Raw genomic sequence first — 24,448 nt, 5'->3', positions numbered from 1 at the left:
AAGCCGGGCTCCTACAATGGAACGCGCACTCCTGTAGGAGCCGGCTTGCCGGCGATAGCCATTTCAAAGGCTCAACATTCCACGGCACTCACCGCCAACCCACCCCGCGATGTCTCTTTGTACTTGTCATGCATGTCCGCCCCGGTATCGCGCATGGTGCGGATCACCCGGTCCAGGGAGATGAAATGCTGGCCATCCCCGCGCAAGGCCATCTGCGCAGCGTTGATCGCCTTCACCGCCGCAATCGCATTACGCTCGATGCACGGCACCTGCACCAACCCGCCCACCGGGTCGCAGGTAAGGCCGAGGTTATGTTCCAAACCGATTTCAGCGGCGTTACACAATTGCTCCGGCGTGGCGCCGAGGATCTCCGCCAGCCCGGCCGCAGCCATGGCGCACGCCGAACCCACCTCGCCCTGGCAGCCCACTTCGGCGCCGGAGATCGAGGCGTTTTTCTTGCACAGGATGCCCACCGCCGCCGCGCCGAGCAGGTAGTCGACCACGTTGGCTTCGGTGACGTCCTCGCTGAACTTCATAAAGTAGTGCAGCACCGCCGGGATGATCCCCGCCGCGCCATTGGTCGGTGCGGTGACCATGCGCCCACCGGCCGCGTTTTCTTCGTTGACCGCCAGGGCGAACAGGTTGACCCATTCCATGGCGCTCAAGGTCGAACCGATCACATTGGGCTTGTTCAATTCCTGCAGGCTGCGATGCAACTTGGCCGCACGCCGGCGCACGTTCAGGCCACCGGGCAGGATGCCTTCGTGCTTGAGGCCTTGTTCCACGCAATCTTGCATGGCGCGCCAGAGCTTCATCAGGCCGCTGCGGATCTCTTCTTCAGAGCGCCACACCTTTTCGTTGGCCATCATCAACTCGGCCACGCGCAGGTTGTGGGTCTTGCACAGCTGCAGCAGCTCCACCGCGCTGGAAAAGTCGTAAGGCAACTCGGTGCGGTCCATGTCGGCCACGCCGCTTTGCGCCTGAGCTTCATCCACCACAAAACCGCCGCCGACTGAATAGTAGGTGTCGCGGTGCAGCTCGCCGTCATCGCCATACACCACCAGGGTCATGGCGTTGGGATGGAACGGCAGGTTTTCGTCGAGCAGGCGCATGTCCCGCGCCCACACGAACGGCACCGGCAAACGCCCGTCCAGCAGCAGCGTGTCGGTTTCGCGCAGAGTGTGAATACGCAGGCCGATCTGCGAGGGGTCGATTGCATCCGGCCATTCCCCCATCAAGCCCATGATGGTGGCGGTGTCGCTGCCATGGCCGATGCCCGTGGCGGACAGCGAGCCATAGAGCTGAACTTCGACGCGCCGCACTTGTTCCAACCATTCACGTTCACGCAGTGCCTGGACGAACAATGCCGCGGCGCGCATGGGGCCGACGGTGTGAGAACTCGAAGGCCCGATGCCGATCTTGAACAGGTCGAAAACACTGATAGCCATTGCCGTGCAACTCCTCGGGTGAACAGGCCAGGCACCAAGGAGCTGCTACGCTCAGATCGCCCAGATGGCGGCATCATCTAGCTTTTATCCGTCATCACGGCGTCTCACACCGACGTGACCATGCTCAGTAACGTCGCTCGCGTTCGATCACTTGTTTTGGCCGTTTTTAGCGGTGCAGATCGGTAAAAACCGCAGTTTTGCCGTGGAAAAAATCTGTAAGCGACGTCACCGACACTGGATACGACCATCCCTGTACTGGATACGACGCCCCCTGTAGGCGTCAGATTTTCACTGGTACATGATCAGTCTCGACTCGTTTGCAAGGCACCGTGCCAGAGCTGTTGTCGCACGCACCAACCGCAACACCTATAAAGCGCGGCGAACGCCGCCAGAAAAAACACAGGAGTCTAGCCCCATGAAAGGTTCACCCTCGTTGTTGTTGGCCGCCATGTTGAGTCTGCCAGTCCTGGCGCACGCTGCAGAACCGGCACAATGTCAGACCGTCAACTTCTCCGATGTCGGCTGGACCGACATTACCGTCACGACCGCGACCACCAGCGAAGTCCTCAAGGGCCTGGGCTACAAGCCCCGCACCACGATGATTTCGGTGCCAGTGACCTACAAGTCCCTGGCTGACGGCAAGAACATGGACATCTTCCTCGGCAACTGGATGCCGACCATGGAAAACGACATCAAGCAGTACCGTGATGCCGGCACCGTGGAAACCGTCCGCGCCAACCTCGAAAACGCCAAGTACACCCTGGCGGTGCCCGAGGCGCTGTACAACAAAGGCCTTAAAGATTTCGCCGATATCGCCAAATTCAAGGATGAGCTGGGCGGCAAGATCTACGGCATCGAGCCGGGTAACGACGGCAACCGCACCATCCAGACCCTCATCGACAAAGATGCCTTCGGCCTGAAAACCGCTGGCTTCAAAGTGGTCGAGTCCAGCGAAGCCGGGATGCTGTCGCAAGTGGAACGCGCCACCAAGCGCGACCAGGCAATCGTGTTCCTCGGCTGGGAACCGCACCCGATGAACACCCGCTTCAAGATGAAGTACCTGACCGGGGGTGACGATTCGTTCGGCCCCAACTACGGCCAGGCCACCATCTACACCAACACCCGCAAGGGTTACACCCAGGAATGCAGCAACGTTGGCCAGCTGCTGAAAAACCTGGTGTTCACCCTGAACATGGAAAGCACCCTGATGGGTAAAGTCCTGGACGACAAACAGAAACCCGACGTCGCCGCCAAGGCCTGGCTCAAGGCCAACCCGCAAGTGCTCGACACCTGGCTCGCCGGTGTCACCACCGTTGATGGCAAACCAGGTCTGGAGGCCGTTAAAGCTTATCTCGCCAAGTAATCGCTGACCCCGGGGCGGTGCGCTGCCCCGGGATGTTTTCCCTTTCGCATGTGGACATTCACTACCATGCTGACTGAACAGAAAATCCCACTAGGCCAGTACATCGCTGCCTTCGTCGAATGGTTGACCAAACATGGCGCCAACTACTTCGACGCAATCGCATCGACACTGGAAACGATGATCCACGGCGTGACGTTTGCGCTGACCTGGTTCAATCCACTGGCATTGATCGGTCTGATTGCACTGCTGGCTCACTTCATTCAACGCAAATGGGGCCTGACTGTTTTTGTCATCGCCTCCTTCCTGCTGATCCTGAACCTGGGGTACTGGCAGGAAACCATGGAAACCCTCGCGCAGGTGTTGTTCGCCACCCTGGTCTGCGTGGTCATCGGCGTGCCGCTGGGCATTGTTGCCGCGCACAAACCGATGTTCTACACCATGATGCGGCCGGTGCTCGATCTGATGCAGACCGTACCGACCTTCGTCTACCTCATCCCTACCCTGACCCTCTTCGGGCTGGGTGTGGTGCCTGGGTTGATTTCCACGGTGGTGTTCGCGATTGCCGCGCCTATCCGCCTGACCTACCTGGGTATCCGTGATGTACCGCAAGAGTTGATGGACGCCGGCAAGGCCTTTGGCTGCTCGCGCCGTCAGTTGCTCTCGCGCATTGAACTGCCCCACGCCATGCCGAGCATCGCTGCCGGCATTACCCAATGCATCATGCTGTCGTTGTCGATGGTGGTGATCGCGGCCCTGGTCGGCGCCGACGGCCTCGGCAAACCGGTGGTCAACGCACTGAACACCGCCGACATCGCCCTGGGCTTTGAAGCCGGCCTGGCAATCGTGTTGCTGGCCATCATGCTCGACCGCATCTGCAAACAACCCGACGCCAAAGTAGGGGGTGATGCATGAGCATTATCCGATTCGACAATGTCGATGTGATCTTCTCCAAGGACCCACGCGAAGCGCTCAAGCTGCTGGACCAGGGGATGCACCGCAACGAGATCCTGAAAAAGACTGGGCAGATCGTTGGCGTTGAAAAGGCCAGCCTGGACATCGAGAAAGGCGAGATCTGCGTGCTGATGGGCCTGTCGGGCTCGGGCAAGTCGAGCTTGCTGCGTTGCATCAACGGCCTCAACACCGTCAGCCGCGGCCAGTTGTTCGTGGAGCATGAAGGTCGCCAGATCGACATCGCCTCCTGCACCCCCGCCGAGCTGAAAATGATGCGCACCAAGCGCATTGCCATGGTGTTCCAGAAGTTCGCCCTGATGCCGTGGCTGACGGTGCGCGAGAACATCAGCTTCGGCCTTGAGATGCAGGGCCGTCCGGAGAAAGACCGGCGCAAGCTGGTGGATGAAAAACTCGAGCTGGTGGGCCTGACCCAGTGGCGCAACAAGAAGCCGGATGAGCTGTCCGGTGGCATGCAGCAGCGCGTGGGCCTGGCCCGTGCGTTGGCGATGGACGCCGATATCCTGCTGATGGACGAACCCTTCTCCGCCCTCGACCCGCTGATCCGCCAGGGCCTGCAGGACGAGCTGCTGGAACTGCAACGCAAGCTGAGCAAGACCATCGTGTTCGTGAGCCACGACCTCGACGAAGCACTCAAGCTTGGCAGCCGTATCGCGATCATGAAAGACGGCAAGATCATCCAGTACAGCGTGCCGGAAGAGATCGTGCTGAACCCGGCCGATGACTATGTGCGCACCTTCGTCGCCCATACCAACCCGCTGAACGTGCTGTGCGGCCGCAGCCTGATGCGCACCCTGGACAACTGCAAACGCGTCAACGGTTCGGTGTGCCTGGACCCGGGCGGCGACTCGTGGCTGGACCTGGCCGAAGGCAACACCATCAAGGGTGCCCGCCAGAATGGCGCGGTGATGAACCTGCAGAACTGGGCGCCGGGGCAAGCGGTGGAAGGTTTGGGCCGGATACCGACGCTGGTGGATTCGAACATCGGTATGCGCGATGCGCTGCAGATTCGTTATCACACCGGGAACAAGCTGGTGTTGCATGACAACAACCAGGTGGTGGGGATTCTGGGGGACAGCGAGCTGTACCATGCCTTGCTGGGCAAGAACCTGGGCTAGACCAGCCCCACAACCCTCAATGAAGAAACTGGGTCAATGTGGGAGCTGGCTTGCCTGCGATAGCAATCGTGAATCCAACATAGCTATCGCAGGCAAGCCAGCTCCCACAGTTGACCTCATTTCAATCATGAACCAGCGGCACCAGTGACGGCGCCGCACAGCTCAATCATCAGCTATAGACACGGCCAAGGAGCTGCCGATGGCTTTCAAACTGATCGAGCACGTCCCGGGTGATCTGTTCCTGGGTAAAGCCCATCAGGTCGTATTCCTGAGGTCCGTTGTGCAGGTAGACCTCGGCCCGGTAGTAACGGGTGCGCTCTTCCTCGGGCAGGTCGGTCGGTGCCGACGAGTAAGCATCCAGGCTCACTTCGTAGACAAACGGGTTACCCTCTTCCATCTCGATACGCACACCGATGCAGCGCTTGGACTTACCGAGCAAGGTCTGCACTTCGAGGCCCTGCTCACGCAGAGCGCTCGCGGCTTCTTCCAGCGCTGGCGTGACGTGCTTATCCATGAAACGCTGCACAGTGCCTTGGCTCGGTTGCAGGTCCAGCGCAGTCAAACGCTCGCTGAAACCACGACGGCCACGCTCTGCCAGTTGCGCCTGCTCTTGTTCGATGGCCACGTCCTGGCGCATCGCTTTGTGCAAGCCGAACATGAAGAAGATCAGCACCACCGAGAACGGCAGCCCTGCCAGTACCACCATGGTTTGCATGGCTTCGAAGTTACCGGCAAACAGCAGGCCGATGGTCACCAGGGTGATCACCGCCGACCAGAAGATCCGCAGCCAGTGCGGCGCATCTTCGTCCACGTTGCCGCCTTTGCACGAAAGGTTGGCCATCATCACCGCGCCGGAATCCGCCGGGGTCAGGAACAGCACGAAGCCTACGAAGATCGACACACCGATGACGATTTTCGACGCCGGGTAATGCTCAAGCAGTTGGTAGATGGCCATGGACGGTTGTTCCAGCGCCGTCTTGCCCAACTCCACTGCACCGTGATTCAGCACCAGGTCCAGGGCCGAGTTGCCGAAGATCGACAGCCACGCCAGGGTGAAGCCCAGTGGAATCAACAGCACGCCCGCCACCAGTTCACGCACCGTACGACCACGGGAAATACGCGCGATAAACATACCGACGAATGGGGCCCAGGAAATCCACCACGCCCAGTAGAAAAGGGTCCACAGGCCCATCCAGCGCTCGGTCTTGTCGGCGTCGCCTTCGTACACATAAAGGTCAAAGGTTTTCAGCACCAGGCCGTTCATGTAGTCGCCGATGTTCTGCACAAAGCCGTTGAGCAAGTGCAAGGTCGGACCGAACAGCAGCACAAAGATCAGCAAGCCGCTGAACAGCACGATGTTGAGGTTGGACAGGCGGCGAATGCCGTTCTCCACACCCGACACGGCGGCGATGGTCGCCACGGTGCTCATCACAATGATCACGATCAGCAGGTTGGTGTTGCTGTGCTGCATGCCGAACAGGTTTTCAAGCCCCGACGACACTTGCATCGAGCCAATGCCCAGGTTGGTCACCAGGCCCAGCAGGGTCACGAACATGCCGAAGCCGTCCACTGCATGGCCGGCCGCACCTTTCACCCAACGCTCGCCCACCAGTGGGTAGAGTGCCGAACGCAAGGCCAGCGGTTGGTTGTGGCGGTACGCAAAGTACGCCACGGCCAGGCCGACCAGGGCGTAGATCGCCCAGCCATGCAGGCCCCAGTGCAGGAAGGTCAGCTGCAGCGCCTGGCGCGCGGCGCCATTGCTGGCGGCGGCGCCTTCAGGCGGGTTGAAGTAGTGGTCCAAAGGCTCGGACGCACCGAAGTACAGCAGCGAGATGCCAATGCCGGACGAGAACAGCATGCCGGCCCAGGCGCCGTAGCTGAAGTCCGGGGTGTCGTCCTTGCTGCCCAGTTTCAACTTGCCGTAGGACGAAAACGCCAGGCCCACCACAAACACCAGGTAGGCAGCGATGACCACCATGTAGTACCAGCCGAAGCTTTTGGAAAGCCAGGCCTGTGCAACGCCGAGCATGCGCCCGGCCTCCTGCGGGGCGATGATCAGAATGGCGGTCAACAACAGAATCAGCGCGGTGGAGGCGTAGAACACCCAACCGTTGACCCGGACCTTTTCCGGCGGGGTCTTTATAAGAGAGGCAGAACTCATGGCGCAGATGCTCCGGGCAGTGCGAGAGAGAAACACAAGGCAACGGTTATCCCGGGACATCGATTTTTCGGCAGTCGACGGACGGGTGTTATAAAGACACCCCGAAAATTCCTGAACCCCGCCGAAGCGGTGGCCAGGCCCTGATACGGCCTGTTTCAAGGATTTTTGCAGGTGTCAGATGTCGCGGCCCATTTATAGGAAATACCTGTAGGCAGCGACCATTTGTCGCAGATCTTATTCTTTGTTGATTGAACGTTCAATCAAAACAAAATAGACTGGCCATCAAGCCGACGGACGTTTATCGCCCATCGGCAGGCCTAAGGAGAGGTGCTACATGCCCAAGGTCGGTATGCAACCCATACGCCGCCAGCAGTTGATCGAAGCCACGTTGACGGCCATCGATCAGGTCGGGATGGGGGATGCCAGCATTGCGCTGATCGCCCGCTTGGCCGGCGTCTCGAACGGCATCATCAGTCACTACTTTCAGGACAAGAACGGCCTGATCGCAGCGACGATGCGTTACTTGATGAACGCGCTGATCGACAACGTCCACGAACGCAGGCGTGCCCTGAAGGATGACAGCCCACGGGCGCACCTCCAGGTGATTATCGAAGGCAACTTCGACGCCAGCCAGGTCAACGGCCCGGCAATGAAAACCTGGTTGGCTTTTTGGGCCACCAGCATGCACCACCCGTCATTGCACAGGTTGCAGCGGATCAACGATCAACGTCTGTATTCCAACCTGTGCTGCCAGTTTCGCCGAGTGCTGCCGCTGCCCCGCGCACGCAAAGCAGCCCGAGGCCTGGCGGCCCTGATCGACGGTTTGTGGTTGCGCGGCGCCCTGTCGGGAGACGCTTTCGACACGGAGCAGGCGCAACGGATCGCTTACGAATACATGGATTTCCAATTGGCCATGCAGGTGAGTTAGAGCACACATAACCGCTCAACCCCTGAACTGCTGTCGCTCAGTGTTGCCACACCCTTATGGCCCACTGTTCGGCGGTTAACGCCAACCACTTATGCACTTGCGAGGACTTTATGGCCCGTTTCGAACTGCAAAAACTCTACATTGACGGCGGCTACAGCGACGCTGGCAGCGATGCCACCTTCGACGCCATCAACCCGGCTAACGGTGAAGTTCTCGCCCAAGTGCAACGCGCGACGAAAGAAGACGTTGAACGTGCCGTGGTCAGCGCTGAAAAAGGCCAGAAAATCTGGGCCGCGATGACCGCCATGGAGCGTTCGCGCATCCTGCGCCGTGCCGTCGACATCCTGCGCGAGCGCAACGACGAGCTGGCCGCCCTGGAAACCCTGGACACCGGTAAAGCCTTCTCCGAAACCAAGTACGTCGACATCGTCACCGGCGCCGACGTGCTGGAATACTACGCAGGCCTGGTGCCGGCCATCGAAGGCGAGCAGATTCCGCTGCGTGACACCTCCTTCGTCTACACCCGCCGCGAGCCGCTGGGCGTGGTCGCCGGTATCGGCGCATGGAACTACCCGATCCAGATCGCCCTGTGGAAATCCGCACCGGCCCTGGCCGCCGGCAACGCGATGATCTTCAAGCCAAGCGAAGTCACTTCGCTGACCACCCTGAAACTGGCCGAGATCTACACCGAAGCCGGCGTTCCGGCGGGCGTGTTCAACGTACTGACCGGCAGCGGCCGTGAAGTCGGCACCTGGCTGACCGAGCACCCGCGCATCGAGAAAGTTTCGTTCACCGGCGGCACTGACACCGGCAAGAAAGTCATGGCCAGCGCGTCGAGCTCCTCGCTCAAAGACGTGACCATGGAACTGGGCGGCAAGTCCCCGCTGATCATCTTCGACGACGCCGACCTCGACCGCGCCGCCGACACCGCGATGATGGCCAACTTCTACAGCTCCGGCCAGGTCTGCACCAACGGCACCCGTGTGTTCGTGCCCAAGCACCTGCAAGCAGCGTTCGAAGCCAAGATCGCCGAGCGCGTTGCACGCATCCGCGTCGGCAACCCGCAAGACGAAAACACCAACTTCGGCCCGCTGGTCAGCTTCCAACACATGGAAAGCGTGCTGGGCTACATCGCCAAGGGCAAAGAGCAAGGCGCCCGCCTGCTGTGCGGCGGCGATCGCCTGACCGACGGCGACTTCGCCAAAGGCGCCTTCGTGGCCCCGACCGTGTTCACCGACTGCACTGACGACATGACCATCGTGCGTGAAGAAATCTTCGGCCCAGTCATGGCGATCCTGACCTACGAAACCGAAGAAGAAGTGATCCGCCGCGCCAACGACACCGACTTCGGCCTGGCCGCTGGCCTGGTGACCAAGGACTTGAACCGCGCCCACCGCGTGATTCATCAGTTGGAAGCAGGTATCTGCTGGATCAACGCCTGGGGCGAGTCCGACGCGAAGATGCCGGTCGGTGGCTACAAGCAATCCGGTGTGGGCCGTGAGAACGGCATCAGCTCGCTGAACAACTTCACCCGCATCAAATCGGTACAGGTTGAGCTGGGCGATTACGCCTCGGTGTTCTGATACCCCGAGTTTTGTGTTGCCTGTGAGGCCCCTATCGCAGGCAAGCCAGCTCCCACATTTGGAATGCGTTCCCCTGTGGGAGCCGGGCTTGCCCGCGATGAGGCCCGACCTGACTATCTCAAAAGAGGGTGCATCCAATGTCCCAAGAATACGATTACATCATTGTGGGTGCCGGCTCCGCCGGTAACACCCTGGCGACCCGTCTCACCGAAGACGAAGGCGTCACCGTCCTGCTGCTGGAAGCCGGCGGCCCCGACTACCGTTTCGACTTCCGCACGCAAATGCCTGCGGCGCTGGCGTTCCCGCTGCAGGGCCGCCGCTACAACTGGGCCTACGAGACCGATCCAGAGCCACACATGGACGGCCGCCGTATGGAATGCGGTCGCGGCAAGGGCCTGGGTGGCTCTTCCCTGATCAACGGCATGTGCTACATCCGTGGCAACGCGATGGACTACGACGGCTGGGCGAAACTGCCAGGCCTGGAAAACTGGACCTACCTCGATTGCCTGCCGTATTTCCGTAAAGCCGAAACCCGCGACATCGGCCCGAACGATTGGCACGGCGGCGATGGCCCGGTCAGCGTGACCACGCCAAAAGCCGGCAACAACCCCCTGTTCCACGCCATGGTTGAAGCCGGCGTACAGGCGGGCTACCCGCGTACCGAAGACTTGAACGGCTACCAGCAAGAAGGCTTCGGCCCGATGGACCGTACCGTCACGCCGAAGGGCCGTCGCGCCAGCACCGCGCGCGGTTACCTGGACACCGCCAAGAAGCGCTCCACGCTGACCATCGTCACCCACGCCCTCAGCGACAAAGTACTGTTTGAAGGCAAGCGTGCCGTTGGCGTGCGTTACCTGATCGGCGCTGCCGAAGAGCGCGTTGAAGCCCGTGCACGCAAGGAAGTCATCGTGTGCAGCGGTGCAATCGGTTCGCCGCAACTGCTGCAACGCTCCGGTGTTGGCCCGTCCAAGCTGCTGGAAAGCCTCGACATCCCGGTGGTCCACGACCTGCCAGGCGTCGGCGAAAACCTGCAGGATCACCTTGAGCTGTACCTGCAATACGCCTGCACCCAACCGGTGTCGCTGTACCCGTCGCTGCTCTGGTACAACCAGCCGGCGATTGGTGCCGAGTGGCTGTTCAACGGCACCGGCATCGGCGCCAGCAATCAGTTCGAAGCGGGCGGTTTCATCCGTACCCGTGAAGAATTCGAATGGCCGAACATCCAGTACCACTTCCTGCCGGTGGCGATTAACTACAACGGCAGCAACGGTGTGCAAGAGCACGGCTTCCAGGCGCACATGGGTTCCATGCGTTCGCCAAGCCGTGGCCGCATCCAGCTGAAGTCGAAGAACCCACGGGACTACCCGAGCATCCTCTTCAACTACATGGCCACCGAGCAGGACTGGCAAGAATTCCGCGACGGCATCCGCCTGACCCGTGAAATCATGCAACAGCCGGCGCTGGACCAATACCGTGGCCGCGAAATCAGCCCGGGTATTGACGTGCAAACCGATGAGCAGTTGGACAAGTTCATCCGCGAACACGCCGAAACCGCGTTCCACCCGTCCTGCTCGTGCAAGATGGGCACCGACGACATGGCGGTGGTGGATGGCGAAGGCCGCGTGCATGGCATGCAGGGCCTGCGTGTTGTGGATGCGTCGATCATGCCGATCATCACCACCGGCAACCTGAACGCGCCAACGATCATGATCGCCGAGAAAATCGCCGACAAGATCCGTGGCCGCCAGCCGCTGCCGCGCAGCACCGCCGACTACTACGTGGCCGGCGATGCGCCGGTGCGTGGCAAGCCGCTGCGTGAAATCGCGCAGTAACTGATACACCGCGGCGCTCCCATCGCAGGCAAGCCAGCTCCCACACCGACCGAGTTCGTCTGAACAACTCGATCACCTGTGGGAGCCGGGCTTGCCCGCGATGAGGCCCGACCAGACGCCGAAAAACCACCCGCCTACACTTTCCTTGATCAGCTCCCAGCCCAGGCCTACTCTGTTTGCCTGCCCGCGCCGAGCCGCCCACAAGGAAGGCCCCATGTTCGATTACCACACCACACTCAAGCAGCACTTCAGTGCCCTGCGCACCTGCGCCGAATTTTTCTCGCTGCGTTACGTGCGCGAATCCGGCCAATACCTGTCGGTCCGCAAGAACGTCGCCGAGCCGCCCCACCTGAACCACGACGAAGGCGCGATGCTCACCGTGCGCCTCAACGGCGTCGAAGCCTACGCTGCCACTAACGATATTTCCCTCGCGGGTCTGCAAGCCGCCCTCGAACGCGCCGAACAGCAGGCCCGGCAGATCAAGCCCCACGCCCTGCTCGACCTGCGCGAACAACACGTCTCCAGCGACGTCGCCGACTACTTGTCGCCCGAGCTTCAACAGCCCTTCCCTTCCCTGAGCGACTGCTACGCATTGCTCGGCAGCGAATCGGCCGCCGTGCCCAAGGATGAGCGCCTGGTGAACTGGGAAGTCAGCCTCGGCCTGACCCACGTCGAACAGATCTACCTCAATAACGCCGGCGCCGAACTGCGCCAGGCCCAGCGCTTTGTGTTCCCTGGCGTCAACGTCACCGCCTACGACGGCAACGACAGCCAGACCCGCACCCTGGGCGGCAGCAACTTCGGCCAACAAGGCGGCTTTGATGTGATCAGCCGTTTCGGCCTGGTGGGTGCCGCGCCGCGCATCGCCGACGAAGCCCTGCAATTGCTGCTCGCGCCCAACACGCCCAACGGCCCGCGCGACCTGTTGCTGATGCCCGACCAAATGATCCTGCAGATCCACGAGTCCATTGGCCATCCTCTGGAACTGGACCGCATCTTGGGCGATGAGCGCAATTACGCTGGCACCAGTTTTGTAAAGGCCAGCGATTTCGGCCACCTGCAATACGGCTCCAAGTTGCTCAACGTGACCTTCGACCCGGACATCCCCGAACAACTCGCCAGCTACGGCCATGACGACGACGGCACCGCCGCCAGCAAGCAGTTCCTGATCCGCGAAGGGCTACTGCTCAAGCCGTTGGGCGGGGCGCTGTCGCAATTCCGTTCGGGCATGAGCGGCGTGGCCAACAGCCGCGCCAGCAGTTGGAACCGCGCGCCCATCGACCGCATGGCCAACCTGAATATCGAAGCCGGCGATCAGAGCCTTGCGCAACTGATTGACGGTGTGGAAAACGGCATCCTGATGTCGACCAACCGTTCGTGGTCCATCGACGATGCGCGCAACAAGTTCCAGTTCGGCTGCGAGTGGGGCCAGTTGATCGAGAACGGCGAGCTCAAAGGCGTGGTGAAGAACCCCAACTACCGCGCCATTTCCGCGCACTTCTGGCGCAACCTCAGCGCGGTCGGCGACGCCACCACCTTCAAGGTACTGGGCACGCCCAACTGCGGCAAAGGCGAACCCAACCAGGTGATCCGCGTCGGCCATGCCTCGCCCGCCTGCGTATTCAGTGATGTCGATGTATTTGGGGGAGACGCCTGATGAACAACTTCAAGGCATTGGTGGAATGGCTCAAGCACGCCATCACCGACAGCGAGCAATTCCACCTGGGTTATGCCGATGAGGCGTCCGAGTTTGTGCGCTTCAACCACGCCAAGGTGCGCCAGGCGGGCCAGGTGCAACAGGCCAGCCTCAACCTGAAACTGATCAATGACGGCCGCCACGCCGACCTGGGCATTACCCTGTCCGGCGAGCCGGAGCTGGACCGGCAGCGTCTCGCCGATGGCCTGCAGCAACTGCGCGAAACCCTGCCGCTGCTGCCAGAAGATCCGTACCTGCTGCTCAATCACAACGCTTGGCAAAGTAACAACGAACAAACGCGACCGCTGCCTGATCTGGCCCGGGTGTTGGAAGAAATCAGCCAGGCTGCTGAAGGTGTTGACCTGGTCGGGTTCTACGCCGCTGGCCCCATCAGCCGTGGCTTCGCCAGCTCCGACGGTGCGTTCGGCTGGCATCGCGCCAATAGCTTCAACTTTGATTTCAGCCTGTTCCACGCCAATGGCGAAGCGGTAAAAGCCAGCTACGCCGGGCACACCTGGGACAGCGCCGAGTTCGCCGAACGCTTCCAGCAGGCCCGCGAGCAACTTGAGTTCCTTGGCCGACCGCTGCACACCCTCGCACCCGGGCAATACCGCGCCTACCTGGCCCCGGCGGCGATTGAAGAAATCATCAGCATCATCACCTGGGGTGGTTTTTCTGCCCAGGCCATCGCCAGCAAAGGCAGTTCGTTGCAGAAGCTGTACGCCGGTGAGCAATCCCTGAGCCCGCTGGTGACGGTGGATGAACGGATCAGCGGTTCCCTGAGCCAGGGGTTTTCTACCGAAGGCTACCCGCGTGGTGATGTCACGCTGATCAATGCAGGCAAGGCCGAAGGCCAGTTGATCAACTCGCGCAGTGCCGCCGAATACGGCTTGAGCACCAACGGCGCCAGCAGCGATGAATCCCCCAGCGCCTTGCAGATGGCCGCGGGCAGCCTGGCCCAGGCCGACATCCTCAAGCAGTTGGGCACCGGGTTGTACATCAGCAACCTGTGGTACCTGAACTACTCCGACCTGCCCGCCGCCCGCCTGACCGGCATGACGCGCTTCGCCACGTTCTGGGTGGAAGACGGCGAGATCAAGGCGCCGGTCAGCACCATGCGTTTTGATGACAGCGTGTACAGCCTGCTCGGCTCGCAACTCGAAGCCCTGACCGCTGATCGGGAACTGCTGTTGTCGGCCAGCACCTACGGCCAGCGCAATACCGCATCCAATCTATTGCCCGGCGCCCTGGTCAAACGCCTGACCCTCACCCTGTAACCCACCCCGTGCCGGCGATGGCGCCCTCTCGAACACCGCAACATTCAAGGGCCCCATCGCCGGCAAGCCGGCTCCTACAGTGGGTGCGTCATGTAACACCCCGTTCCCGTGTAGGAGCTGGCTTGCCAGCGATTGGGCCCGTATGCCATGCACCACGCTTAACGACGCCATCGCCGGCAAGCCGGCTCCTACAGGGGAATTACCGTCACGGCGACGACGCTTCCCTTCTCCATACTTTGGCCGTTCGGCCTGTTGTTCCCCTCCAGATTCCCCGTTATAACGGTTAGTGGCACCTAGCCACGTCCGTGCGGTAACAATAATTCCAACCCCGCCGCCCTTAAACCACTTGAGACCAAGTGATGCACGACCTTGCCCGGGAAAGGGCAAGCTGGAGCGTTGACATGAACCATGGAAGTTTTGTCATTGAAAGGCTGTTCAAGCACTACAACGTTCACATAGAGCAACTGGGTAAAGACCCACACAAGAAAACCGTGCTGATGGTCAACGGCGCGCTGTCCACCACCCGCTCGTTTGCGCGCACCAGCAAATGCCTGGCGGAACACTTCAACGTGCTGCTGTTCGATCTGCCCTTTTCAGGCTATTCGCGCGAATACAACACCGACCTCGACCTGGTGACCAAGGACGACGAAGTGCAAATGCTGCGCGCCCTGGTGGAGCGCTTTGAGGTCAACCACCTGGTGTCGGCCTCCTGGGGCGGCATCTCCACATTGCTGACCCTGGCCCACAACCCGCCCTCCATCGAAAGCTCGGTGGTGATGGCCCTGGCGCCCAACCTCAACCAGGCCATGCTCGACTACGTGGAGCGCGTGCGCGTGCTGATCGAAGCCGATGACAAGTCGGCCGTTGGCCATTTGCTCAACGAGACTGTCGGCAAGTACCTGTCACCCAGACTCAAGCGCAACAACCATCGCCACCTGTCGACCATGGCCACCACGGAGTACCGTCAGGCGCGCTTTCATATCCACCAGGTGCTGGCGTTGGGTGATGGCAACTACCTGCCAGCCCTCAGGCAGATTGAAACACCGGTGCATTTCCTCAACGGCACGCTGGACGAATACACCCCGGCCGCCGAGGCGCAGTTGTTCAAGCAATACGTAGGGCGCAGCAGTTTTGCCGTGGCCGAGCACACCGGCCATTTGCTCGACCTGGAGTCCCGCGAGGCCGCCTTGGCGGTGCACCGTGCGCTGTTGGATTTTTTGGTGGGCAAGGACGCCGCGCTGTCAGATATAGACGAACCGCCAGTGGGAAAAGGAGCGACGGATGGCGCATAATCGCCGACACATAGCCTGCTAACAAAAGGGTTTTCCATGCCGAATCGCGTCCCGCTCGATGCCAAGACCGCCCGCTGGCTACCCTGGGTGGTCGCGATTGCCTTCTTCATGCAGTCGCTGGACGGGACGATCCTCAACACGGCACTGCCGGCCATGGCCCGGGACCTCGCGGAAAACCCGCTGCGCATGCAAGGGGTGGTGATCGCCTACATGCTCACCGTCGCCTTGCTGATCCCGGCCTCAGGCTGGGTCGCCGACCGTTTCGGCACCAAGAAGATCTTCTTTGGCGCCATCATGCTGTTCACCCTTGGCTCGCTGCTGTGCGCACTGTCCAGCAGCCTGACCATGCTGGTGGGTGCGCGGGTCATCCAGGGCTTGGGCGGTGCCTTGATGCTACCCGTCGGCAGGCTCGTGGTGCTGCGCGCTTACCCCCGCTCCGAGCTGGTGCGGATCATGGGCTTCATTACCATCCCCGGCCTGCTCGGCCCGTTGCTCGGCCCGACCATGGGCGGCTGGATGGTGCAATACCTGACCTGGCACTGGATCTTCCTGATCAACCTGCCGGTGGGCATGGTCGGTTGCTACGCCGTGTGGAAACTGATCCCCGACCTGCGCGGCAGCGAACGCACGCGTTTTGATAGCGTGGGGTTCCTGCTGTTCGGCGCGGCGATGGTGCTGATCACCATCGCCATGGAAGGCCTGGGCGAACTGCACTTGCCGCACCTGCGGGTAATGTTGCTGCTGTTCGGCGGGCTGGCGTGCCTGGCGGCCTATTGGTTGCGAGCCGGGCATATCGATAACCCGCTGTTCTCACCGGTGCTGTTCAAGACCCGCACCTTTGCCGTGGGCATCCTCGGCAACCTGTTCGCGCGGCTGGGCAGCGGCGCCCTGCCGTTCCTGGTGCCGTTGCTGCTGCAAGTGGCGCTGGGCTACTCGCCGTCGGAAGCTGGCATGAGCATGCTGCCCCTGGCGGCAGCGGCGATGTTCGCCAAGTCCATCGCTCGCACGCTGATCGAGCGGCTCGGCTACCGCGTGGTGCTGACCGGCAACACTTTGTTCCTCGGCATCATGCTGGCCAGCATGGGCCTGGTCAGCGAGCACACGCCCTACCCGCTGCTGCTGTGCATGCTGGCGATCCTGGGGGCGATCAACTCCCTGCAATTCACCGCGATGAACACCGTTACCCTGATCGACCTGGACGACGCCCAGGCCAGCAGCGGCAACAGTTTGCTGTCGGTGGTGGCGCAATTGTCCCTGAGCCTCGGGGTGGCCTGCGCCGGTGCGCTGCTCGGCGGGTTTACTGCCGAAGCCGGGAACGATGGCGTGGAAAGCGTGCTCGGCGCGTTCCAACTGACCTTCCTCACCGTCGGCATCATGGCGATGCTGGCGGCGGCGATCTTCCTGCAGTTGTCGCCCACCGACGGCAAACGGGTGGTCAGCCGCGAGCATGATATCGAGCACTAGCGGGCGTCTCGTCTAGAACTTGCAGGGAAAATCCTTCGAGACTGGTACACTGCGCAACATTTTGTTTTGCAGAGCCAGTCCCGTGACTACCATCGCCACCGCTTTTAATACTTTGCCCCTGTCCGCCGCCATGCTGGCTAACCTCGACTCGCTGGGTTATGTCGAGATGACGCAGATCCAGGCGCAAAGCTTGCCGGTGATCCTCAAGGGGCTGGACCTGATCGCCCAGGCCAAGACCGGCAGCGGCAAGACCGCCGCCTTCGGCATCGGCCTGTTGAACCCGATCAACCCGCGCTACTTCGGCTGCCAGGCCCTGGTGATGTGCCCGACCCGTGAGTTGGCCGACCAGGTCGCCAAGGAAATCCGTCGCCTGGCCCGTGCCGAAGACAACATCAAGGTACTGACCCTGTGCGGCGGCGTGTCCCTCGGCCCGCAAATCGCCTCCCTGGAGCACGGCGCCCACGTCATCGTCGGCACCCCGGGCCGCATCCAGCAGCACCTGCGCAAGGGCTCGCTGGTACTGGACGGATTGAACACGCTGATCCTCGACGAAGCCGACCGCATGCTCGACATGGGTTTCTACGACGCCATCGAAGACATCATCAGCAAGACCCCGCCGCGCCGCCAGACCCTGCTGTTCTCGGCCACCTACCCGGTGAGCATCAAGCAGTTGGCCTCCAAATTCATGCGCGCGCCGCAACAGGTGAAGGCCGAAGCGTTCCACTCCGACGACCAGATCGAGCAGCGTTTCTACGAGATCTCGCCGGAAGAGCGTATGGACGCAGTGACCAAGGTGCTGGCGCACTTCCGTCCGGCCTCCTGCGTGGCGTTCTGCTTTACCAAGCAGCAAGTGCAGGAAACCGTGGATCACCTGACGGCCAAGGGCATTTCCGCCGTTGGCCTGCACGGCGACCTGGAACAGCGCGACCGTGACCAGGTGCTGGCGATGTTCGCCAACCGCAGTACCTCGGTACTGGTGGCCACCGACGTTGCTGCACGCGGTTTGGACATCGACTCGCTGGACATGGTGATCAACGTCGAACTGGCCCGCGACTCGGAAATCCACATCCACCGCGTGGGCCGTACGGGCCGCGCCGGTGAGACCGGCATCGCCATCAGCCTGGTGGCGCCGTCCGAAGCGCACCGTGCCCAAGCCATCGAGCAGTTGCAGAAAACCCCGCTGAACTGGGACCAACTGGACAACCTCAAGCCGCAAAGCGGTGGCCCGTTGCTGCCACAGATGAGCACCCTGTGCATCGCGGCTGGCCGTAAAGATAAGGTGCGTCCGGGTGACATCCTCGGCGCGCTGACTGGTGAAGCCGGGATTCCGGGTGCCCAGGTGGGCAAGATCGCGATCTTTGATTTCCAGGCCTTCGTGGCGGTGGAACGCGGAATCGCCAAGCAAGCGTTGCAGCGCTTGAATGACGGCAAGATCAAGGGCCGTTCGTTGCGCGTTCGCATCCTGTAAGAACCCCACATATTTACTGTGGGAACCGAATCAATGTGGGAGCTGGCTTGTGTGGGAGCTGGCTTGCCTGCGATAGCATCACCTCGGTGTACCTGACATACCGAGGTGATCCTATCGCGGGCAAGCCCGGCTCCCACACAAGCCAGCTCCCACATTTGATTGCATTTCATATTAAGTTTTTGTGAGGACATTGCTTTGCGCTCGACCGAAGTTGTGATCATTGGCGCCGGCGCCGCAGGCTTGATGTGCGCGCTGACCGCTGCCGGGCGTGGGCGCAAGGTGATGTTGATCGACCATGCGAACAAGGCCGGCAAGAAGATCCTGATGTCCGGTGGTGGCCGCTGCAACTTCACCAATATGTACACCGAGCCGGCTAACTTCCTGTCCCAGAACGCGCACTTCTGCAAATCCGCCCTGGCCCGCTATACCCAGTGGGACTTCATCGGGTTGGTGGCCAAGCACGGCGTGCCGTACCACGAGAAGAAGCTCGGCCAGCTGTTCTGCGACAACAAGTCCAGTGACATCCTCGGCATGCTGCTGGACGAGTGCATCCAGGTCGGCGTGAACCTGAACCTGGACACCTCGATCCAGGAAATCGCCAAGGTCGACGGCGGCTATCAGTTGCAGACCACCTTGGGTGAACTGCGCTGCGAATCCCTGGTGATCGCCACCGGTGGCCTGTCGATTCCGACACTTGGCGCCACCGGCTTCGGCTACCAGGTGGCCAAGCAGTTCGGCCATGAACTGCTGCCGACCCGCGCCGGGTTGGTGCCGTTCACCATCACCGACCAGCTCAAGGAGTTGTGTGGCGAGCTGTCTGGCACTTCGGTGGATTGCCTGGTGAGCTGCAACGATCAGAGCTTTCGCGAGAACATCCTGTTTACTCACCGTGGCCTGAGTGGGCCGGCGATTTTGCAGATTTCTTCGTATTGGGAAAGCGGCGATACGGTCGAGATCAACCTGCTGCCCGACCACGACGCCCACACCTGGCTGCAACAGCAACAGGTCGAGCGCCCGAACAGCGAACTGAAAACCCTGCTGGGCGAGATCTTCACCAAGAAGATGGCTAACCTGCTGGCCGAAACCTGGTTTGCCTCCAAGCCGATGAAGCAGTACACCCACGCCGAGATCGCCGATATCGCGCAAAAACTCGGCAGCTGGCAGTTGGTGCCTGCGGGCACCGAGGGTTATCGCACCGCGGAAGTCACGCTAGGCGGCGTGGACACGCGGGAAGTGTCGTCCAAGACCATGGAGTCGCTGAAAAGCCCGGGCCTGTACTTTATTGGGGAAGTGCTGGATGTGACCGGTCACCTGGGTGGTTTCAACTTCCAGTGGGCCTGGGCTTCGGGCTATGCGGCGGCGCAGTACGCCTGACACGGCTTAACCTTGAAATGCTATCCCCTGTGGGAGCTGGCTTGCCTGCGATGGCTGTAGTGAATTCACCACTGCTATCGCAGGCAAGCCAGCTCCCACATTGGTTTTGTGGTGAACGAGAAAATTTTGCTGTTAGATGTGATCGCCACGCTTGCCGTGGCGTCATTACTGGCTCAATTTAGCGGCATCGTCCCGGAAGACTCCAGACTTCATGTCATCGACCTCGTTCAAGCAGTCCATGCGGCGCCTGTGGGCGCTGGATAAATTCAGTTACAGCGTTCGGGTATTCATCGCCCTCACCGGCAGCATGGCGCTGTGCTGGTATCAGGATGAAATGACACTGCTGATCCCGCTGTTCCTGGGGATTATCGCCAGCGCTCTGGCCGAGACCGATGACAGCTGGCAAGGCCGCCTCAACGCCCTGGCGGTGACGCTGGTGTGTTTCAGCATCGCCGCGCTGTCGGTGGAGCTGCTGTTCCCCTACCCCTGGATCTTCGCGATCGCCCTGGCCCTGGCCAGCTTCTGCCTGACCATGCTTGGCGCCTTGGGCGAACGCTATGGCGCGATTGCTTCGGCGACGCTGATCCTGTCGGTGTACACCATGATCGGCGTAGACCAGCGTGGCGGCGCGGTGACCGACTTCTGGCACGAGCCTTTGCTGCTGGTGGCCGGCGCCGCCTGGTACGGCGTGCTGTCGGTGTTGTGGCAGGCGCTGTTTTCCAACCAGCCGGTGCAACAGAGCCTGGCGCGGTTGTTCCGCGAGCTGGGGCGTTACCTCAAGCTCAAATCGTCATTGTTCGAACCGATCCGCCAGTTGGACGTGGAAGCACGCCGCCTGGAACTGGCCCAACAAAACGGCCGTGTGGTCGCAGCATTGAACGCGGCGAAGGAAATCATTCTGCACCGCGTGGGCAATGGTCGCCCGGGTTCGAAGGTCAGCCGCTACCTGAAGCTGTACTTCCTGGCCCAGGACATCCACGAGCGCGCCAGTTCCTCGCACTATCCCTACAACGCCCTGGCCGAAGCCTTCTTCCACAGCGATGTGCTGTTCCGCTGCCAGCGCCTGCTGCGCCAGCAAGGCAAGGCCTGCCAGACCCTGGCCGAGTCGATCCAACTGCGCCAGCCGTTCATCTATGACGACAGTTTTGCCGAAGCCCTGGGCGACCTGAACGCCTCCCTGGAGCACCTGCGCATCCAGAGCAACCCGGCCTGGCGCGGGCTGCTGCGCTCCTTGCGTGCCCTGGCCGCCAACCTGTCCACCCTCGACCGCCTGCTGGGCGATGCGAGCAACCCCGATTCCCTGGCCGATGCCACCGACAGCAGCCTGCTCGACCGTGCGCCGCGCAACCTCAAGGAAATGTGGACGCGCCTGCGCACCCAGCTCACGCCAACCTCGTTGCTGTTCCGTCACGCGTTGCGCCTGCCGCTGGCGCTGAGTGTCGGCTACGGCATGGTGCATTTGATCCACCCGTCCCAGGGCTACTGGATCATCCTCACCACCCTGTTCGTGTGCCAGCCCAACTACGGCGCCACCCGGCGCAAGCTTGGCCAGCGGATCGTCGGCACCGCCATCGGCCTGACCGTGGCCTGGGCGCTGTTCGACCTGTTCCCAAGCCCGCTGGTGCAATCGCTGTTCGCCATCGCCGCCGGCCTGGTGTTCTTTATCAACCGTACCACCCGCTACACCCTGGCCACGGCGGCGATCACCTTGATGGTGCTGTTCTGCTTCAACCAGGTGGGTGATGGCTACGGGCTGTTCCTGCCACGGCTGTTCGATACCTTGCTGGGCAGCCTGATTGCCGGCCTGGCGGTGTTCCTGTTCCTGCCGGACTGGCAGGGCCGCCGCCTGAACAAGGTGCTGGCCAATACCCTGACGTGCAACAGCATCTACCTGCGGCAAATCATGCAGCAATACGCCGCCGGCAAGAGCGACGACCTGGCCTATCGCCTGGCCCGGCGTAACGCGCACAACGCCGATGCCGCGCTGTCGACCACCCTGGCCAACATGCTGATGGAGCCGGGGCACTTCCGTAAGGAGGCCGATGTGGGCTTCCGCTTCCTGGTGTTGTCGCACACCTTGCTGAGTTATTTGTCTGGCTTGGGCGCACACCGGGAAACCCAATTGCCGGCCGAAGTGCGCGAGCATTTGATCGGCGGCGCCGGTAATTCGCTGGCGGCGAGTATTGATGAAATCGCCACCGGGCTTGCGAACAAGCAGCCGATTGCGATTCAGAGTGATGCGGAAGAGGCCCTGGCGGCGGACCTTGAGCAGATGCCGGATGAGATCGATGAAGGGCAGCGGTTGGTGCAGACGCAACTGGCGTTGATCTGTCGGCAGTTGGGGCCGTTGCGCACGCTGGCGGCGCATTTGATCAAGGATACCAGCGAGGCTTAGATCGCTATCGCAGGCAAGCCAGCTCCCACAGTTGAAGGTATTCGCAATTCAAAATGTGGGAGCTGGCTCGCCTGCGATGGGGCCCTAAAGCCGCCTACATACCGTGCTCTTTCATCAACCGCTCATAGCTGCCATCGACCTTCATCTTGGCAATTTCCCGGTCGAAGCTGGCCACGATCTGCTCATGCTGCGGGTTCTTCAGGCTCACCAGGATGTGCAGGCTGTTTTCGGTCAGGGGCTTGGGCAAGAACTCCACCGCATTGCGCACACGCGGTGACTCCCGCGCCAGGTAGTAACGGGCCACGTACTCATCTTCCACCGTCAGCCGCACACGCTGCGCCGCCAGCATGCGCACGGCCATGGCGAAGTTATGCACCGGTACTTTCTGCAATTGGGTGTCCTGGTCGAACGCTGGCGAGTAGGCATAGCCGCGCACCACGGCAATGGATTCGTCGTGCAGTTGCTCCAGGTTCTGGTAGTCGATGGGGTCGTCGCGGCGCTTGATGAAACGCACGCGATTGAGCAGGTATTCGCCGGAAAACTGCCCCAGTTGCGTGCGGGCATCGTCGTACCAGGCATTGACCAGCACGTCGTAACGCCCGTCTCCCACGCCCATCAGCGCGCGGGCCCAGGGTACCTGCTCGAAGTCGCTGGCATACCCCGCACGCGCCAGGGCCGTGGTGACGATGTCGGTGGCCAGGCCGCCATTGATCAAGGTGGCATCGGTAAAGGGAGGCCAGGCATCCGCTACCAGGCGCAGACGCTGTGCGAGCGCCGGTGTCGCCAGCAGCAACATTCCTATCAAAGCAACGGCACGAGAAAATCGCGGCATGCTCAAAGTCCTTGGCGGGCAGGCGTTGGCCTGAGCTCAGGCTCAACCTGAGGTTCTAACAGTAGCTCATCAATGAGACTGCATTGCAGATTACACAAAGAAGTCAGCGGCGAATGCACAGAATGATGGCAAATTGACGCCATTCACAAAAATGCCAGATTTAGACAGCGCCGCCCGCCGCGCTTACTATCGGCACAGACACTTGATAAGAGAACACACCATGACAGTCGAATGGGTCTGCAAACACCACGATGACCTGGGCAAGGACCAGCTGTACGCCATCCTGCGCCTGCGTAACGAGGTTTTCGTCGTGGAGCAGAAATGCGTATACCAGGACCTCGACGGGCAAGACCTCTCGGGCGACACCCATCACCTGATGGCGTGGCAGAACGACGAGCTGGTGGCCTACCTGCGCCTGCTGGACCCGGAGTCCCAGGGCGGTGACGTGGTGATTGGCCGGGTCATCGTGGCACCCGTGGCACGCGGTACGGGGCTGGGGCATCGGATGATGGAAGAGAGCCTCAAGCGCATTGAGGATATTTGGCCTGAGACGCCGATTTTCCTGTCAGCCCAGGCACATTTGCAGGGGTATTACGGGCGGTATGGGTTTGTGGTGGCGGGTGAGGAATACCTTGAGGATGATATTCCACATATTGGTATGCGGCGCGACTGAGGGCCTCATCGCAGGCAAGCTGAACTGGTCAAGTATTCTTGGACACCATTTAAGGTTCATGCCGCCAGTCTCTCCCTGACGACCGGCGACCGGTAATCGTTGTAACTGTGGGGCCTAGTGATGTTGTAGCGTGAGACATAACGCTGCACATCGGCTCGGGCCTCATGCTCTGATGCATAGCCCGTTTCGGGCACCCACTCTGATTTCAAACTTCCGAAGAAACGCTCCATCGGGGCGTTATCCCAGCATTCGCCTTTCCGGCTCATGCTTTGCCGCAGGCCATGCTCCAGCAGCTCATTCCTGAACTTATGACTGGTGTACTGACAACCTTGGTCTGAGTGAAACAGTACCTCTTTAGGGTGACCTCTAAGCTCAACAGCCATCCGTAAAGCTTCGCAGGTCAGCGTGGCATCGGAAATCATCGAAAACGACCAGCCCACGATCCGACGGGCGAACAAATCCAGAACCGCAGCGAAATACAACCATCGCTTGCCGACTTTGATGTACGTCACGTCGCCACACCACACTTGATTGACCGCCGTGACATCAAACTTACGCTTGAGCACATGTGGCGC

18 protein-coding genes are annotated in these 24,448 nt (G+C 61.1%); 14 read left to right on the top strand and 4 right to left on the bottom strand.

What is annotated here, in order from left to right; translation table 11 throughout:
- Positions 1-71: 71 nt before the first annotated feature.
- The gene (locus AC07SU_RS13525; RefSeq protein ID WP_176996690.1) at positions 72-1,448 is read right to left on the bottom strand and encodes an L-serine ammonia-lyase; all 1,377 of its coding nucleotides are present in this window, start codon (positions 1,446-1,448) and stop codon (positions 72-74) included.
- A 415-nt stretch (positions 1,449-1,863) separates the two neighbouring features.
- On the opposite strand from AC07SU_RS13525, the gene AC07SU_RS13520 reads away from it, so the two are divergent.
- From AC07SU_RS13520 to choV, 3 genes are all read left to right on the top strand, one after another.
- Positions 1,864-2,811, top strand: a complete 948-nt coding sequence (locus AC07SU_RS13520; RefSeq protein ID WP_176996691.1) for a choline ABC transporter substrate-binding protein — start codon at positions 1,864-1,866, stop codon at positions 2,809-2,811.
- A 66-nt stretch (positions 2,812-2,877) separates the two neighbouring features.
- Positions 2,878-3,723 carry a choline ABC transporter permease subunit gene (gene choW, locus AC07SU_RS13515; RefSeq protein WP_010565949.1) on the top strand — a complete coding sequence of 282 codons (846 nt, stop codon included), beginning with the start codon at positions 2,878-2,880 and terminating at the stop codon, positions 3,721-3,723.
- Entirely contained in the window at positions 3,720-4,898 is a 1,179-nt protein-coding gene (gene choV / locus AC07SU_RS13510) for a choline ABC transporter ATP-binding protein (protein WP_176996692.1), read from the top strand. Before choW ends, choV begins: the two co-directional genes overlap by 4 nt.
- 169 nt (positions 4,899-5,067) lie before the next feature.
- Here the strand turns inward: choV and AC07SU_RS13505 are convergent, their stop codons facing one another.
- Complete coding sequence (locus AC07SU_RS13505; protein ID WP_494997361.1) at positions 5,068-7,002, bottom strand: BCCT family transporter; 1,935 nt, start codon at positions 7,000-7,002, stop codon at positions 5,068-5,070.
- A gap of 391 nt (positions 7,003-7,393) precedes the next feature.
- Between AC07SU_RS13505 and betI the strand changes: the two genes are divergently transcribed.
- The 10 genes from betI (at position 7,394) to yccS (ending at position 22,368) form a co-directional block, all read left to right on the top strand.
- On the top strand, positions 7,394-7,987 hold the full coding sequence (betI, locus tag AC07SU_RS13500) for a transcriptional regulator BetI (RefSeq protein ID WP_176996694.1): 594 nt from the start codon (positions 7,394-7,396) through the stop codon (positions 7,985-7,987).
- 110 nt (positions 7,988-8,097) lie between these two features.
- The gene (gene betB / locus AC07SU_RS13495; protein ID WP_494997294.1) at positions 8,098-9,570 is read left to right on the top strand and encodes a betaine-aldehyde dehydrogenase; all 1,473 of its coding nucleotides are present in this window, start codon (positions 8,098-8,100) and stop codon (positions 9,568-9,570) included.
- A gap of 137 nt (positions 9,571-9,707) precedes the next feature.
- Complete coding sequence (gene betA, locus AC07SU_RS13490) at positions 9,708-11,402, top strand: choline dehydrogenase (protein WP_176996696.1); 1,695 nt, start codon at positions 9,708-9,710, stop codon at positions 11,400-11,402.
- Positions 11,403-11,616: 214 nt separating this feature from the next.
- A complete protein-coding gene (locus AC07SU_RS13485; protein WP_494997293.1) occupies positions 11,617-13,059 on the top strand; it encodes a TldD/PmbA family protein in 1,443 nt (480 codons plus the stop codon).
- Positions 13,059-14,375, top strand: coding sequence for a TldD/PmbA family protein (locus tag AC07SU_RS13480; protein ID WP_494997292.1), 1,317 nt, complete (start codon positions 13,059-13,061; stop codon positions 14,373-14,375). Before AC07SU_RS13485 ends, AC07SU_RS13480 begins: the two co-directional genes overlap by 1 nt.
- Positions 14,376-14,776: 401 nt before the next feature.
- Positions 14,777-15,667, top strand: coding sequence for an alpha/beta fold hydrolase (locus tag AC07SU_RS13475; RefSeq protein WP_494997291.1), 891 nt, complete (start codon positions 14,777-14,779; stop codon positions 15,665-15,667).
- A 36-nt stretch (positions 15,668-15,703) separates the two neighbouring features.
- Positions 15,704-17,131: a multidrug transporter subunit MdtD gene (mdtD, locus tag AC07SU_RS13470; RefSeq protein ID WP_176996700.1), complete on the top strand. Its 1,428-nt coding sequence runs from the start codon at positions 15,704-15,706 to the stop codon at positions 17,129-17,131.
- A gap of 130 nt (positions 17,132-17,261) precedes the next feature.
- A complete protein-coding gene (dbpA, locus tag AC07SU_RS13465) occupies positions 17,262-18,599 on the top strand; it encodes an ATP-dependent RNA helicase DbpA (protein ID WP_256349848.1) in 1,338 nt (445 codons plus the stop codon).
- Between the two features lie 195 nt (positions 18,600-18,794).
- Entirely contained in the window at positions 18,795-19,973 is a 1,179-nt protein-coding gene (locus AC07SU_RS13460; RefSeq protein WP_494997290.1) for a BaiN/RdsA family NAD(P)/FAD-dependent oxidoreductase, read from the top strand.
- Positions 19,974-20,184: 211 nt separating this feature from the next.
- A complete protein-coding gene (gene yccS, locus AC07SU_RS13455; RefSeq protein ID WP_494997289.1) occupies positions 20,185-22,368 on the top strand; it encodes a YccS family putative transporter in 2,184 nt (727 codons plus the stop codon).
- Positions 22,369-22,462: 94 nt separating this feature from the next.
- Here yccS and AC07SU_RS13450 read toward each other — a convergent pair whose 3' ends face one another.
- A complete protein-coding gene (locus tag AC07SU_RS13450) occupies positions 22,463-23,200 on the bottom strand; it encodes a substrate-binding periplasmic protein (protein ID WP_176996704.1) in 738 nt (245 codons plus the stop codon).
- 220 nt (positions 23,201-23,420) lie between these two features.
- Between AC07SU_RS13450 and AC07SU_RS13445 the strand changes: the two genes are divergently transcribed.
- Positions 23,421-23,873, top strand: coding sequence for a GNAT family N-acetyltransferase (locus AC07SU_RS13445; protein ID WP_494997288.1), 453 nt, complete (start codon positions 23,421-23,423; stop codon positions 23,871-23,873).
- Between the two features lie 56 nt (positions 23,874-23,929).
- Here AC07SU_RS13445 and AC07SU_RS13440 read toward each other — a convergent pair.
- On the bottom strand, positions 23,930-24,448 hold a 519-nt coding region (locus AC07SU_RS13440; protein ID WP_494997287.1), incomplete at its 5' end, for an IS3 family transposase.

The organism is Pseudomonas sp. GW821-FHT05H12 (assembly GCF_059419385.1).
This window is presented reverse-complemented; position numbering and strand designations above follow the sequence as displayed.